The organism is Collinsella aerofaciens (genome assembly GCF_020181355.1).
Lineage (GTDB): Bacteria > Actinomycetota > Coriobacteriia > Coriobacteriales > Coriobacteriaceae > Collinsella.
In genome coordinates this window covers 1,037,984-1,051,606 of sequence record NZ_CP084004.1, presented here as the reverse complement: position 1 = coordinate 1,051,606, position 13,623 = coordinate 1,037,984, and the positions used below count along the sequence as shown (strand labels likewise).

The window sequence follows — 13,623 nt, the reverse complement described above, 5'->3', positions numbered from 1 at the left end:
CGATTATCTGCGCTACCAGAAAAACCCTACGCCGACGCGCTGTCGCGAGCCGCCTGGCATGTAGGAGTCTGACGCAGCGTAAGCGGCTTGTCCCCCGCCTCGGCTGACGTGGTCAGCGTATATGTGATCGTCGTCGTCTCGCCAGCATGCAGGTCAACGGTGCCCGAATAGAAGGGGATTCCATGCCACGTAGCGGCGCCAAGACCAAACTGGGTGCCCTCGACGGTCAGATCAGTAATGTTGCCGCCCGTCGGGGCAAACAACGAGACATTCAGACGCTCGTCGTCGCGCGCGGCATCGGGCGCGCTCGCCGCGACGTAGTCGGGCAGCTTGCCGGCCTCCTCCTGCGTCATGATGTTCGTCAGGGTAACGGCGATGCGATACGAGCATGTGCCGTCACCGTTCTTGATGCCCTGGCCAATCTGCGTATCGGCATTCAGGTACCAGTCGAGCTTGGAGAAGCTCAGGTTGTTAAAGTAGACACCAGCAACGGGATCTTCACTCGGGTCATCCGGATCGGGCAGCGAGGCGTCGATGTTCATCTCCTTGATAGCGTTCTGCTCGTCATCGTTTTTCATCCACGCGATCAGGCGGCCCTCTTCGGCACCGCGCTCAACGGCGCTGACAAGCTTCGTAACATCGACATCGCCGATACCGCCAAGGATCTTGTCGAAGGCAGCGCTGGCGACGGATGCAAAGATGCCGTCCGACTCCTCGACCGGATAGTTCCAGTACACATCGTGCATGAGGACCTTTGCGGCGTTGGTGCCGTCGACAACCGTTCCGTCGGGCAGCGACACGTTACCGACCAGGCCCAGCAGATACTGCAGGAACACCGGGTCGATGCCGACGACGCCATCAACGTCCTGCCCATATTGGGACTTCCACAGCGCGGCGACACGCTGCGAGTTGCGGGGCCAATCAGGCGAATAGGTATTGCCCGAGTTGTACAGGTTACTGTGGTTGCCGAACAGCGCCTCATCCTCTTCGTCGACGCTCTCGACTGCCTCATCCTCACTGAGCCCAATGCGGGGAACAAACTCGCCAATCGACATCTGGCCGTCGGTGACCGAAATCAAACCTTGCGAACCGCCAAAGCCGCCGCAGGCACGAATTTCGACGTTGTTCATGGCGTACACAAGGTAGTTGCGCGTCTGGCCGTTGGCGCCGAGCATCTGCGGAAGGACGGGGGCGACCTTCTCCGCCGCGTCAACCGCGCCGTTGAAGGTGGCAAAGCCGTCCTTGGCCTTATCGACCAGCTCGGTCACCTGGGAAATATGAGTATCGCCAATGCCCTGGATCTTCTCGTTGGCGCTCTTGAACACCTTCGAGCTGCTGGAAAGCGAATCGGCGACCGCCTGCAGCGCGGACACGTTAATCATGCCGTCCTGAAACAGCTTGCCGGGCGTGGCCTGCGAAAGGTTATCGGCCATGGGAACCAGCGCATTGCTCGAGACATCGGACAGGGCGTCGATCATGGTGCGGGCCGCATTGATGTCGCTGCCATACACCGGGATAAACGAAGCCGCCGTCCACAGCGGGCTCGAGGTCTCCGCCTTCATGCTGTCGCAAAGCTCATCAATCTTCTTCGCGTCGTCAGGCAGCGTCGAAAAATCGCCCGACGTGACCTTGTCCTTAAGGCCACCGACAATCTCGACGGCCTCCTTCGCTTCACTCTTTACGGTCTTTGCCGAGTTAAGCAGCATAAAGCCGCTTGCGCCAAGCGCAACGAGAAGCACCGCGGCTACAGCGGCAATAATGGCACCGGTGTGACGCTTTTTGCGCTCGCCCTTGCGATGGCGATGACGGACCAGACCGTCAGAGGTCGAACTCGACGAAGCGTCGCTACCGTAGTTCAAGCCAAAATCGTAATAATCTTCCTTGGAACCCGAGCCCGCAAACTCGGTACCGCTATCATCCAGGCGAGCGAACGTGCCAGTCTCGGAGGCGCCGGTGTAAATCGTGCCGAGGTTACCCGTAAGCCCCGCGCCACCGGCAGAGGGAGTATTGTTGTCGGCCTTGCCGGCATTAACGTTGCCGGCGGCATTCGCGGCGTTGGCAGCACCTGCGTTGTTCGCAGGTACCGAAGGAGCCCCACTCGGCTGCGACGTGGAGGTTGCACCGTCCGCAAAGACATTCCCTCTTGCACGGCCGGTCTTTTTTGCCTTTTGTGACTGCTCGTACAGAGCGGTAAACATCGCCGTCTCGCCCGGGGACACGCGCTTACCGGAACCGCCCTGTCCAGTGCCGCCCGGCGTGCCGGCCTTACCAGCCCCGTTCGGACGCGGCGGAACTGCAGGACGGCCGCTATCGCTGCCCTTAAAGTGATTACCAGCCATAAAGAAATCCTCGCAATTGAGTCGCAATGAAAAAGTCCATAACGTTACTAGTTTATGGCATTTTGGGCATCGACAGCTAAACTCCAGACACGGACATCAATTGGCGAAAATGCGGCACAACACCTTTTCCGTCTTGGCGGCGGCGCCAGCTACACCGTGAGGAACATCATCACGATGATCATGGCAAAGCCGATAAGGTCGGTCGGCAAAAACACCGTGCCCAGCATAACGGCGCTGGTGATGGTCGCCGAAACCGGCTCCACAGTTCCGATGAGGCTCGCACGCACCGAGCCGATGTCCTTAACGCCCTGCATATAGAGCATGTAAGCAAAAAACGATCCGATAACCACGAACACCGCGAGCGCCTCGACGCCGGCAGCGTCGAGCGCTGGCATATGCGTCCAAGGCTGCACGAAGACGCACGAGACCACGCCCGCCGTGAGCATTGCCGAGCCCGTGACGATGGGGCTGCCGTATTCGGGCAGGATCTTGGCGGGAATCACCGCCATACACGTGGCGCTGACCGCACACATAAGACCTGCTGCCAGGCCAAGCGGCGAGATATTCAGGCTGGTGGGGTCGCCGCCGGTGGCGATTAAAAAGGTTCCACCCAGAGCCAGGCCAATGCCGATAACTTCGCGAGTACGCGGCATGCGGCGATCGGTCACGCAGGTGTAGCCCATGATGATAACGAGCTGCAGGCACTGGAGCACCGTCGCGGTTCCGGCGTTCGTCAGGCGCACGGCCGAAAGATAGCAAAACTGGTTGAACAGCAGACCAAAGGCGGTAAAGAGCAGCAGCTGCTTGCGATCAGCGGGCGTCGTCCAAAGCTTGACCAGGCGTGCGCGGTCGCGCGTAACAACCACGGCCATAAAGAGTAGACCGGCGAGAATCTGACGCACGCTCATAAGCCACAAGGTGTCGACGTGGTAGGTATCGAACAGAAAGCTCGCGCTGGTGCCCGAGAAGCCCCAAAACGAACCGCCCACCAGCGTAGCCAAGACGCCCGTGATCATCTTGCGCGTCGAAGCGCTGTTCAGGCGCTCGCGCCAAGCGCGGCGGGTGCTACGGCTGAGCTCATCGGTGCCCTCGGGCACATCAATGTTCGATATATCGGTCATCGGCACCGAAGCCCCTGCGCCTTCGACCTGCTCGACACGCTCTTTGCTCATTCCATTCCCTCGAAGCAACCTGGAAACAATTCGGCTTACCTTACCACGGCGAAGGCACCAGCCGAAGGCTTGTCCGCTTATCGGTAGGACAATTCCGCAGGCGTCTTTCCATAGCTCGGTACCGCAATGGCCTTGCATTATGCGACAGTCAAATCGCGGCAGCAGGCTCTTTTGAAATGGATATGACAAAGCCCCCGAATTCCACAATGCAAGCGATTTTTAAAAATGTTCTTGCCACCGAGTTCAGGCTCCGTTATATTATCCCTTGCGCGCTTGCGCACCCTTGATCGGGCGTTTAGCTCAGGGGGAGAGCGCTTCCCTGACACGGAAGAGGTCAGAAGTTCAAATCTTCTAACGCCCACCAAATGTTCACAGCTCAGAGGCTATGTCTCTGGGCTGTTTTGTTTTATGTCGCCAAATCCGCTGGCAGCTCCAATCGCCATCGCAACATAGCATCAATTCACCTGACGAATGGCTGCCAAATAAATTCAATACCCCAACATCAACAATAGCCAGGCACAAAACTGCGCCGCAAGCTGCTCCAACCGCCCAACTGGTCAAAAGCCGACCATCTACTTGCCAATTTATCTAACGGGGTAACCAAGCAGTCCGCGCCGCAACTTCTCAACAAAACGCCGCGATGTCTGCGCCCTGCGGTATCCTTGAGCCACTTGCACCCGCAGCACCAAGGAGCCGCCATGCGCACCGAGCTCGATGTCCCCTTTTCGCACAAAGAAGAAGCCAAAGCGCTGGGCGCCAAATGGGACCGGACCAAGAAGATCTGGTATGTACCCAGCGGCGTCAACCCCGAGCCCTTTGCCGAGTGGCTGCCCGGTGTTGACCGATCCGACCCCTCAGCGCCGTATATATATCTAGTACTGGGCAAGCGCGAGTGCTGGAAGTGTCACAAAGAGACCTCGGTCGCGGCCTTCGGCATTCCCTATCGAACCGATGACGACAAGGGCATCGCCATCGCTCACGCGCCCAACGAAGCCGGGCACATTGCCATCGACACGGCCAACGCCAACGCACTCGCCATCGTGCCCGCTCTTGGCTGCGTGCCGGGCGAGATCCGCGACTACCTTCATAAGCGCTGCGGCTACAAGCCCGTAGGCGCGCGAGCCTCCAAAGCCCCGTCGCTCGGCAACACGTGCACCATTTGCAACGCGCTGCAAGGCAGCCGCTATCTGTTCGAGGAGCCCTCGTCCCCGTTTGCCCTCACTGCCATCAACAAGCTGCCGGCACTGGAGTTTGTGCGCGTCGAAGTTGCCGGCGTCTTTGGCATCCCAGCCACGCGCACCGACTTTGACCAGGCGCTCTTTACCTGGGCACGCGACCATCACGCCGAGTTCCACAAGCAGCTCGGTGAGGGGATTTATTTGTAGGGACGGAGAGGCCTTCACAGTCAGCTCCTCCGCATCACCTATCCCTCGTCGCCGGCGTCGTACACGATATCGAGGCCACAAACAGGGCATTTCTCCGGGTACACCGGCATATGAACGCCTGTCCGTTTTCTCACTTCGTCGCTGAGCCTGTCGCGCGCATCGATGAACCGAATGTCGAGACACGGTATTTGCAAGCCGCAGCAAGGACAGGCGACGACAAACGACTCGCAATCAACCTCTACGCTCGGAAACATATTGTTGTCGATAAGGGCACGCGGCAGTTTTCCGTACTTCCCCATCACGACATCGCCTCGCCAGCTCACGCTCGCTCCCTTCCCGTAATTGAAACCAGGAAGAGCATGCACCAGCAAGTGCGCGCGAAATTGCATCGCCACGCGATCCGATCAAACAACACGATCTTAAAAGACCGCCAAAACCAAATTTCATCGTCGGTCGCACCCTGTCCGGCAAACTCAATATCGACGGGTATGCGCTTCAGATAGCTCATGTCGGACGCAAAACGAGGGTCAGGCCCGCCTTTATGAACGGGACCATGCAGAACAAACCAGCCGTTTTCGGGCTCGAACCGCTCAACAAACGCAAGGCCGAGCACCTTATAGCCCACCTCGGTTGCAAATATGACTCCGACTGGAACGCCACATTCCATGCAGTTGAGCATTTTACGGTTGTAATTCTGGTCTCGAGAACCAACGGTACCCGGCGCTTGAACCGAGTACTTAATGACCCACGTACCATCGTCCAAATAGAGCGGAGGCACATCGGTGTAGAAGCTCTTTTTAGAGTTATGGACCGAAAGCGCAAAGGTCTTATTGGGATCTTGCTTCACCCGATCCTGGCCCGGCCAGAAGATCCCTGAATCCCGCGTTACGGGAAAGAAGTCCGAGCCAATTCTCAAACGATACTGATACTGTGGGCTATCTTCCTTGGTGTGGTGCGGAAGGCTGGTCCAAACGCCGCCGCGCTGCTCCTCACCCAGAAACCACTCCCATGCCTCAACGTATTCAGAAGGCACGAGACTGCAGGCACGGTCATAGCTTGGTCCATCCATCAACGGAACAGCAAGGTCAATGTCGTTCATCGCCAGCACCTACAACCATACGAACGCGAGTCATACCCCTCAATAATATGGCCGAGAGTCAATTATTACGAGATCTCATTCCGCGATCGGCACATCGTTGATGCTCTCGGTTTGCCGCTGGCGCGCTTGTACCCCGCTACCCCACTCCCCTGTATACTGATGTAGCACGTGTTTCATCCGGGCTTGTTGGGCCGGGTCGTTCATGGGAGGTTTTTGTGGCTGCTTCGAATCCGCCTAAGGGGAGTGTTTCTTCTTCGTCCATCAAGCCGGTTACGCGCAAAGCCGTGCGTTGCCAGCGCGAGGTCGCTTGGCTTGTCACGCAGGCGGCGGGCAGGCTTGTGGCGACCACTCAGGACGTCAATGCGCCTACGCCGAGCTTTGTGTTAGCGGCGGCGCTGGATTTTGTGCGCCAATTGGAGCTTGCCGCACAGGATGCCAGCGGCCACCTCGACTACCAGAATGTTATGGCGCCCGACCTGCAAACGTTCTGCCACATGGCCAAGTTGCCCGCCGCGCCCAATGCGCTTTCGGACGTAGGCTACATGTTTACGCTTTCGGGCGCGGACCTTATCCGTGACATCTATGCATACTGCAGTGAGCTCGCCGAGCGTCACGTCTTTGGCACGGCTGAAGTCAAACCGGGAAATGTCATCAAGCTGGTTCTTAGGCTGTTCTTGATGGACGGGTTCGGGGCCATGCCGGCGTAAGCCGAGTCTTTAGCATCACCGTCGACTGAGCAACAACCGCTTTACCTTAGTGGGCGCCAATTGAGGGTCAATTATTGGGTTGCCTCGTCCACTAACGCATTTATTCCACGCGCTCTGATAGTCGATATTTGCGGTTGCGGCTCGTCGCCGGCGCCGTGGGCTCAAGCTCGCCTTGAGCAATGAGCGCGTTGACGCGCGACCTAACCTGGGAAATTGTAAGCTCCGTGCGTTCTGCCAGCTCACGCGTCCCCAGCTCGCCGTAATGTTTGAGTGCCGTCACAATTAAGCCCCCGCCATGATCGACCGGCTCGATCTTTGAACGGTAAAGTACGACCTTGAACCGATCGAACCCCGGGCAGAACAGGGGCTCGGCCAGACCATGCGCGCGCATGGCATCGATCATCATCGGGATGCCCGAGCCATTGCCCTCAGCCGGCGAACCTGCGCCATCCGGAAGCGGGACAATCGACATGAGTTTCACGAGCGTCGCGTTACGGCATCGGGAGCTGCCGTCAAACAAGTTCTCGCGAGTCTTTCCCCCGTAAAGGCCGCCAGGATTCGTTACCTCGACACGATCGTCAAAGACGTCGACGGCAATCGATTGTCCACAGAACCGATCCCCGTATTCTCGATGGATTACGGCGTTGGCGATTGCCTCGCGCAGAACCTCCTCGGGAATCTCCAGCGAGTCGACACGCGAGACGCCTTGGACGGTCGAGATGCGGCGCAGGTTTTTGGCGACAGCTGCGACGGCATCCGAAATCATCTCGCCTAGGGTGCCCTCGCAGACTGTGCGGTCCATAAACCTTAGTGGCCCCGCAGCTCCCTTTTGAGTTCCCACGTGGACAGCCACATCAATGAAGAGCTTGGGATAGAACTGCTGAGGGTAAACGCCCGCGGCAAGGAGGCCGGCCTTGGTAACATTGCCCTGGAAGTCGAGGAAATTCAGACGCTCCATCTTTGTCTTCTTGTCCGCCGCACCGCGCATCGCTCGAGGCGTCAGCGAATAGGCACGCTCTATCGTGCGGTCGACCATCGACTCGTCGAGATCGCCCACACTCGTACCGGGCACCGCATCGCGATCGCTAGGACTCGTCCGTTCATATGACGACAGTGCCAAAACCTCGGTCGACGAAAGCGGGACATCTTTGTCATCGATGCGTTTGTAGCTGCCACCTTGAGCGCCCCGCTCTATGACATAGCAAGGCTTGCTCGACGGGTCGAGCTCCTCAATCGTGATGACCAGAACCACGGTGCCCTGGAGCTCCACGCGCTCAATAGTGTATTTGGGCGGATTGGCCAGCTTTCCGCGACCGCCGGCATCGCCCATGCCCGCCACGAATTGGTTGAGCACTTTCTCGGTCTCAAAGTTTGTAACTGGGACAAAACCCGCGTGCTCGCTCACTCCGAGTACGATGATGCCGCCGGCGGTGTTTGCGAAAGCGCTGACCGTTTCCCATACGTCGCGGGAAAGTGTCGTGGCGCTCTCCTTGACCTCGACGTTAAGATCGTCCGAGCCCATGCGCCTTAAAGACTCGAGCAGACCGGTCAGTTCGTTTTCGTTCATCTACACGTCCTTTCGCTCGGTTCTGCGAAGAATGCCGCGGATAGATTTCCCTCGTCTCTCAGTTATCTCTCGTAATTATCTCTCATCTTTCTGTTATCTCTCATATTAGAGATGAGTGAGAGATGAAAGATAAGATGTCTGTCATCTGTTTCATTTAAACATGTTGTTGCTGGTAAAACAATCTATATTGAGACAATACCATGGTTGCCCGTCTCTTTGCAGCATTGTTATCTCTCATATTTATCTCTCATATTTATCTCTCATCTATCTGTTATCTCTCGTATTAGAGACGAATGAGAGATGAGAGATACGTGAGTGATGCATGGGCCTGGACTATTGGACGGTCGGAAAATCCCTCAAACAAAAAACGGGGCCGGCCTTACGCCGAGCCCCGTTATCAAACGGTCAGTTAGTTATCCAACGCGCGAGCATGGCAGTCAACATTACGCCGCTGCGAACACTCCCAAACCCGTTCCGATGATGCAGATCGCGAAGATACCAATAATAATCCAAATGGTCTTGACGCCCTTTTTGTACAGGGCAACGCAAGCGAACGTTGCCAGCAAGGGCAGCAGACCGGGGAAGATCGAATCGAACAGATCCTGCAGGACAATCTCCGAACCACCCACGTCAAAGGTCAAAGCCGTGGACAGCGAGACCTGCGCCGCAATCATGGCGCCGATAACGGTCATTCCGAGGACACCGGCTGCATGCGTCATGCGAGACATAAGGTTGTTCTCTTCGGACTGCTGCAGGAACTTGGTTCCCAAGTCGTATCCCAGATGGGCGGCGACGATACGCGTTGCAAAGTTAATCACCGAGTAGATGAGCGCATACACGATGGGGCCGAGCGGGTTGCCCGTCGAAGCGATACCGATACCAATGCCGGCGGCGACCACGCGGAACGTACCCCAGTAGAACGAATCGCCGATGCCGGAAAGCGGCCCCATGAGACCAACCTTCATGGCGTTGATCGAGGACGTGTCAAAGTTCTTATCGGCAGCCGCCTGCTCTTCCATCGAAACCGTTAGGCCGGCTACAAACGGAAGCACATGAGGCGTGATGTTAAAGAACTCTGTATGGCGATCGAGCGCCGCATAGTAATCGTCGTCGTTAGGATAGATCTTTCGCAGGGGCTTCTGAATGGTGTACATGAAGCCCATTGCCATCATCTTGTCGTACGACTGCGAGCACTGGCTCGTAAACTGGCGAAGGAACATGCTCCGATACATATCGGGAGTCATAATCGCATCCTTCTTGGCCTCTTTGAGGTCGGTGTTCTGGGTAGCCATTAGAAGTCCTCCTCTTCATCTGCAGCAACCGCCTGCGGACCGGACGAACCCTCGCGGAAGGCCAGGAGCAGCGCGACGCAAATGGCAGCTGCGGCGACGCCGACAACGTCCATCTTGAGGTAGATGACCATAATGAATCCCAGGAACAGCTAGGGAAGAAGCTTGTTATCGCCCATGGTCCTGATAAGAAGTGCGAAGCCGATGCAGACCATGACGCCGGATGCAACGTTGAGGCCGTCCATCACAAACTGCGGAATCGCATTGAGCGCATTGTTGATGAGGTCGGCACCAAAGAACAGCGAGCCAAACACCAGCAGTGCAGACGGAATGCCAATCGACAGCGGCACGATGGTCAGATGGTACAGATTCGCCTTGGCAAGATCGCGATTTGCCAGAGCGGTCTCAATCTTCTTGCAGGCAAAGGCACCCGGAACGGCGTAGCAGAAGTTGCGCCACACCTGAAGGAAGACGGAGACGGGAAGGGCGAGCGCGACGGCAGTTGCCGTGCCCGTACCCGTAATGACGGCAAACGCGCAGCCAAGCACACCGGAAGCATAGACCTCTGGAGGAACCGCCGCGCCGACCATGATGGCGCCCATGAACATGGACTCCAAAGCAGCGCCGACGATAACGCCCTGCTGGACATCGCCAAGGATCAAGCCGACAAACAGGCTCGTAAACAGCGGACGACCAAGCATCGTAATGCCAAATAATTGCTCGTCCATGGACGCAATAAATGCGACCAGTGCAACTAGAAGATACTGGACAACCATTTCGATCAACCCCAGAAATAGGTCTGCAAGCGAGGCGTTCTGCGCAGCTCGCCTGCAGACAATCGCAGCAATTTGAGAGGATTAGTAGTTCATCTGGTGATAGTAACGACGCGTGGTGAGCGGGTGGTTACGGACGTGCTCGAGATGGCAGCTCAGACGCTCGGTGATGGTATAGGTGACCATCGGGGAGACGATCTTGCGGAACTCGGGGTCGCTGAACGGCAGCTCGACCTCGGCGGTGTCAAACTTGTTCACGCGGACGTTGACGCCCTTCTCGTCGGCGAGCATGTGAGTGAAGTTGTCCACGCGGTCCATGAGCTTACGGGTGTCGTCCTCGCCGTAGAGCATGATGAGGCTCGTGCCCTCCTCGCACAGCTCGATGGTGCCGTGGAAGAACTCGGCGGCGTGGATGGACTTGGTCTTGATCCACTGCATCTCCTCGAGGATGCACATGGCGTAGTCGTAGGCCTCACCCCAGAGCATGCCGGAGCCGATTACCATGTGGTAGTCGGTGTCCTTGAAGTCCTCGGCCATGGCGGCGCAACGCTCGTCCTGGGCGTCCTTGGCCTTGATGAGGAACGGGGCGATCTTGCCAAACTCCTCCATGAAGGTGTCGTACTTGGGGAAGGCGCCGGCGTTCTTGAGGAAGCGAGCGACCAGCGTGATCTGGTAGGTGTAGATGGCCTCGCACAGAACGTCGTCCTCGGCGAAGCTGAAGAACTTGTAATCGGCGTACTCGGTGGCCGGAGTGTTGTCGTTGGAGACATACATCAGCGTGCGGGCGCCCTGCTCCTGGCAGAACTTGGCAGCCTCAATGATCTCGGGGGTGGTGCCGGTACGGGTAGAGAAGACGCAGACCGAATCCTTGTTGAAGGTCTTAGGCGGGCACGCGAGGAACTCAGCGGCGATCTCGCAGTGGACGTCGACGTCGGCCGTGGTGGTCTCGACCCAATACTTCATCGGGAGCGTGTGGGCCCAGGTGCCGCCGCAGCCGATGAAGAAGATGTTGGAATAACCCTGCTCGCAGACCTCGTCCACGGCAGCCTCAATCTGAGGACGGAGAGCGAGGGCATCGCTCACAACCTTCTCGTAACGAGGCTCATCGAAATTGAACATCCCTTACTCCTAACTCACTTGGATGAACCCTTCATTCATCCCATGACGTTATAATACTTTATATAACTAACTATGCAAGAACTATTTCAGATTTTTTTGATTTTTCTTTAATAAAAAGCCCGCCGATCAAATGATCGACGGGCATAGACATAGAGCATCGGTTCAATAAATGCCGAACACCAGCATGTTTTCGGCTAAAAAACGTCCTTGGCAAACACCTTAGCGTCATTGGGAACCTGACGGATTTCGATAGCCACGCCATCGCCCAGGAGCTCTTGGATATGCTCGGCATCTTTCTCGGTCGCGAAGATTGCAGGGGTCGGATGAAGCGTGGTCTCGGGGGTCTTTCGGGTTCCACCCAGATTGATCTCTTTGATGTCTTTGCAACCCTTAGCGAGACGATAGACATCTTCAATCGTCTCAGCGATGATAAACAGCGAATACTTGTCGGTAACGCCGCTGTTGAGCGCCTCGATAGCAGCGTCAACATCCTTGATGACGAGTTTAACGCCGTTGGGGCGGGCGAGTCTCAAGGCCGCCTTCCTCATGTCGTCTTTTGCCACAGCATCGCTGGCAAGCAGGATGCAATCTACATCCAAAGCGTGAGTCCAGGACATGGCAACTTGGCCGTGAATCAGTCGGTAATCAACTCTCGTAAGCTTAATCATCGTTATCATCTCCGCACGTGATAAAGGGAATGACAGGTGTGACCCTTAGCTAGGGCTCGAACCAGAACTAACTAGAAATCTTCTTCCTCGGCGCCGGCAAGCATGTCCGCCGCCTCGCAAAGCTGAATAAACGAACGCGATCCCTCGACCGCGGCTTTGGCCTTGCCCGCATCCAGGGAGTCCAGCTGTGTAACCATTTCCACCAGCAGCGGCAAGTTCATTCCGGCGATCAACGTAAACGATTCGGCAGTCTGCCTCTGAATGAATTCGTTGTTTACAGAGCCGCCAAAGATGTCAGTCACGACAAACCAAGAGTCGGCAGGGTCCCTCGTCTCCATCCATGCATCAATCAACGCCGCGACGTCCCTTGAATCGTCATCGACATAGGCGCACAGGCACTCGATTCGGTCGTTGGTGCCCATCAGAATCTCCAGAGAGCTTTTCATGCCTTGGGCGAGATAACCATGACTCGCTAGCAATATCTTATTCATAGTTCTCCAATACCAATAGGACGTACTATATTGTCATAACAAAGTATATTAGCAATCTACCCTACGCGGCGTGTCTATTTTCCAAATCCGCGAACGGTAACAATTAGTCGGTAAATCGACCAATCTATCTCTAATTTACAAGTAGAACTTCAGTCGCTCGGTGCAGTACACCTGACGGGAGATGAAGAGCGGCTCGCCGCTTGGGGCATAGCGCCTATCGACAAACAGAAGCAGCGAAGAGTCCAGCTCCACGTTAAGGTATGCCGCCTCGAGCTCGCTCGCATAGCAGACCTCGAGCGTACGCGTGTTGGGGCCCATCTTGATCCCCTGGCGATCGAGTACCGCCATCAGCGAATCATCGAGGGACTCATGCTCCAAAAAAGAAAGCGCAGCGGAATAGCTATTGGTTTCCAGCATCGTGGGCTTGCCATCCACAAGGCGTAGACGACGACTACGCAATACCTTTTGGGTATCGTCTACGCCCAGGAACTTCGCGTCTCGCAGGCTTGGGAAGTCCCAGCCCATTTCGAGAACCCTGGTAGACGCCTGTTTGCCCGCAAGCTGGCACGAATGGGTAAAGCTCTCACGGTCGTCCGCGGCATACATCTGCGTGTCCGACGAAACAAACGTGCCCTTGCCACGGGCCCTCTCAACAAGCCCAGCATCTTCCATTTCTTTAATTGCGGAGCGAACCGTTATTCGGCTCACGCCAAATTGCTCGATAAGCTCCGCCTCGGTCGGGAGCTTATCTCCCGGGCGGTACGTGCCGTTGGCGATCGAATCAGAAAGCGCATGAACAATCTGTTTGTACAGGGGGATAACGCTATTTGCTTCAACCATATCAACCATACCTTTACAAGAAATCAGCAGCTTATAGATAAATGGCTTATATTGTATTAGAACTTTTTAGCACTCCACGCCATTTCCTATAATGTTTTAGCAAACGAGGGGTTATTTTGCGTAAGCGGTGTAGAGTCCATCCATTTCCGCATACAACTTCAATCTGATGGCGGT

14 protein-coding genes and 1 tRNA gene are annotated in these 13,623 nt (G+C 56.4%); 3 read left to right on the top strand and 12 right to left on the bottom strand.

Annotated features, from left to right (window positions below):
• Positions 1 to 26 precede the first annotated feature (26 nt).
• Together LCQ44_RS04550 and LCQ44_RS04545 are read right to left on the bottom strand one after the other, a co-directional pair.
• On the bottom strand, positions 27 to 2,339 hold the full coding sequence (locus LCQ44_RS04550) for a DUF4012 domain-containing protein (RefSeq protein ID WP_225094188.1): 2,313 nt from the start codon (positions 2,337 to 2,339) through the stop codon (positions 27 to 29).
• Between the two features lie 149 nt (positions 2,340 to 2,488).
• The gene (locus LCQ44_RS04545) at positions 2,489 to 3,511 is read right to left on the bottom strand and encodes a DMT family transporter (RefSeq protein WP_225094187.1); all 1,023 of its coding nucleotides are present in this window, start codon (positions 3,509 to 3,511) and stop codon (positions 2,489 to 2,491) included.
• Between the two features lie 289 nt (positions 3,512 to 3,800).
• Between LCQ44_RS04545 and LCQ44_RS04540 the strand changes: the two genes are divergently transcribed.
• Both LCQ44_RS04540 and LCQ44_RS04535 read left to right on the top strand, forming a co-directional pair.
• Positions 3,801 to 3,875, top strand: a tRNA-Val gene (locus LCQ44_RS04540).
• Positions 3,876 to 4,209: 334 nt separating this feature from the next.
• The gene (locus tag LCQ44_RS04535; RefSeq protein ID WP_225094186.1) at positions 4,210 to 4,896 is read left to right on the top strand and encodes a DUF5710 domain-containing protein; all 687 of its coding nucleotides are present in this window, start codon (positions 4,210 to 4,212) and stop codon (positions 4,894 to 4,896) included.
• Positions 4,897 to 4,934: 38 nt separating this feature from the next.
• Here LCQ44_RS04535 and LCQ44_RS04530 read toward each other — a convergent pair whose 3' ends face one another.
• Both LCQ44_RS04530 and LCQ44_RS04525 read right to left on the bottom strand, forming a co-directional pair.
• Positions 4,935 to 5,195, bottom strand: a complete 261-nt coding sequence (locus LCQ44_RS04530) for a hypothetical protein (RefSeq protein ID WP_225094185.1) — start codon at positions 5,193 to 5,195, stop codon at positions 4,935 to 4,937.
• Between the two features lie 20 nt (positions 5,196 to 5,215).
• Positions 5,216 to 5,995: a hypothetical protein gene (locus tag LCQ44_RS04525; protein WP_225094184.1), complete on the bottom strand. Its 780-nt coding sequence runs from the start codon at positions 5,993 to 5,995 to the stop codon at positions 5,216 to 5,218.
• Between the two features lie 215 nt (positions 5,996 to 6,210).
• Between LCQ44_RS04525 and LCQ44_RS04520 the strand changes: the two genes are divergently transcribed.
• Positions 6,211 to 6,702 (top strand): hypothetical protein, encoded by a 492-nt coding sequence (locus LCQ44_RS04520; protein ID WP_225094183.1) that lies wholly within the window; start codon positions 6,211 to 6,213, stop codon positions 6,700 to 6,702.
• 100 nt (positions 6,703 to 6,802) lie between these two features.
• On the opposite strand, the gene LCQ44_RS04515 is transcribed toward LCQ44_RS04520, so the two are convergent.
• The 8 genes from LCQ44_RS04515 to LCQ44_RS04485 form a co-directional block, all read right to left on the bottom strand.
• Entirely contained in the window at positions 6,803 to 8,269 is a 1,467-nt protein-coding gene (locus LCQ44_RS04515) for an ATP-binding protein (protein WP_225094182.1), read from the bottom strand.
• 443 nt (positions 8,270 to 8,712) lie between these two features.
• On the bottom strand, positions 8,713 to 9,561 hold the full coding sequence (locus tag LCQ44_RS04510) for a PTS system mannose/fructose/sorbose family transporter subunit IID (RefSeq protein WP_055285868.1): 849 nt from the start codon (positions 9,559 to 9,561) through the stop codon (positions 8,713 to 8,715).
• Positions 9,561 to 9,692 (bottom strand): hypothetical protein, encoded by a 132-nt coding sequence (locus LCQ44_RS10005; protein WP_263634084.1) that lies wholly within the window; start codon positions 9,690 to 9,692, stop codon positions 9,561 to 9,563. Before LCQ44_RS10005 ends, LCQ44_RS04510 begins: the two co-directional genes overlap by 1 nt.
• Positions 9,693 to 9,710: 18 nt before the next feature.
• Entirely contained in the window at positions 9,711 to 10,334 is a 624-nt protein-coding gene (locus LCQ44_RS04505; RefSeq protein ID WP_225094181.1) for a PTS mannose/fructose/sorbose/N-acetylgalactosamine transporter subunit IIC, read from the bottom strand.
• A gap of 81 nt (positions 10,335 to 10,415) precedes the next feature.
• The gene (locus LCQ44_RS04500) at positions 10,416 to 11,450 is read right to left on the bottom strand and encodes an SIS domain-containing protein (RefSeq protein WP_225094180.1); all 1,035 of its coding nucleotides are present in this window, start codon (positions 11,448 to 11,450) and stop codon (positions 10,416 to 10,418) included.
• Between the two features lie 194 nt (positions 11,451 to 11,644).
• Complete coding sequence (locus LCQ44_RS04495) at positions 11,645 to 12,118, bottom strand: PTS sugar transporter subunit IIB (RefSeq protein WP_225094179.1); 474 nt, start codon at positions 12,116 to 12,118, stop codon at positions 11,645 to 11,647.
• A gap of 71 nt (positions 12,119 to 12,189) precedes the next feature.
• On the bottom strand, positions 12,190 to 12,609 hold the full coding sequence (locus LCQ44_RS04490; protein ID WP_225094178.1) for a PTS sugar transporter subunit IIA: 420 nt from the start codon (positions 12,607 to 12,609) through the stop codon (positions 12,190 to 12,192).
• 135 nt (positions 12,610 to 12,744) lie between these two features.
• A complete protein-coding gene (locus LCQ44_RS04485; RefSeq protein WP_225094177.1) occupies positions 12,745 to 13,449 on the bottom strand; it encodes a GntR family transcriptional regulator in 705 nt (234 codons plus the stop codon).
• Between the last annotated feature and the right edge of the window lie 174 nt (positions 13,450 to 13,623).

What these genes read in the sequence shown, in the direction of transcription:
- LCQ44_RS04550 (WP_225094188.1), bottom strand. Translation starts at nt 2,339, where the DNA reads ATGGCTGGTAATCACTTTAAGGGCAGCGATAGCGGCCGTCCTGCAGTT.
- LCQ44_RS04545 (WP_225094187.1), bottom strand. Translation starts at nt 3,511, where the DNA reads ATGAGCAAAGAGCGTGTCGAGCAGGTCGAAGGCGCAGGGGCTTCGGTG.
- LCQ44_RS04535 (WP_225094186.1), top strand. Translation starts at nt 4,210, where the DNA reads ATGCGCACCGAGCTCGATGTCCCCTTTTCGCACAAAGAAGAAGCCAAA.
- LCQ44_RS04530 (WP_225094185.1), bottom strand. Translation starts at nt 5,195, where the DNA reads ATGGGGAAGTACGGAAAACTGCCGCGTGCCCTTATCGACAACAATATG.
- LCQ44_RS04525 (WP_225094184.1), bottom strand. Translation starts at nt 5,995, where the DNA reads ATGAACGACATTGACCTTGCTGTTCCGTTGATGGATGGACCAAGCTAT.
- LCQ44_RS04515 (WP_225094182.1), bottom strand. Translation starts at nt 8,269, where the DNA reads ATGAACGAAAACGAACTGACCGGTCTGCTCGAGTCTTTAAGGCGCATG.
- LCQ44_RS04510 (WP_055285868.1), bottom strand. Translation starts at nt 9,561, where the DNA reads ATGGCTACCCAGAACACCGACCTCAAAGAGGCCAAGAAGGATGCGATT.
- LCQ44_RS10005 (WP_263634084.1), bottom strand. Translation starts at nt 9,692, where the DNA reads ATGGTCATCTACCTCAAGATGGACGTTGTCGGCGTCGCCGCAGCTGCC.
- LCQ44_RS04505 (WP_225094181.1), bottom strand. Translation starts at nt 10,334, where the DNA reads ATGGTTGTCCAGTATCTTCTAGTTGCACTGGTCGCATTTATTGCGTCC.
- LCQ44_RS04500 (WP_225094180.1), bottom strand. Translation starts at nt 11,450, where the DNA reads ATGTTCAATTTCGATGAGCCTCGTTACGAGAAGGTTGTGAGCGATGCC.
- LCQ44_RS04495 (WP_225094179.1), bottom strand. Translation starts at nt 12,118, where the DNA reads ATGATTAAGCTTACGAGAGTTGATTACCGACTGATTCACGGCCAAGTT.
- LCQ44_RS04490 (WP_225094178.1), bottom strand. Translation starts at nt 12,609, where the DNA reads ATGAATAAGATATTGCTAGCGAGTCATGGTTATCTCGCCCAAGGCATG.
- LCQ44_RS04485 (WP_225094177.1), bottom strand. Translation starts at nt 13,449, where the DNA reads ATGGTTGAAGCAAATAGCGTTATCCCCCTGTACAAACAGATTGTTCAT.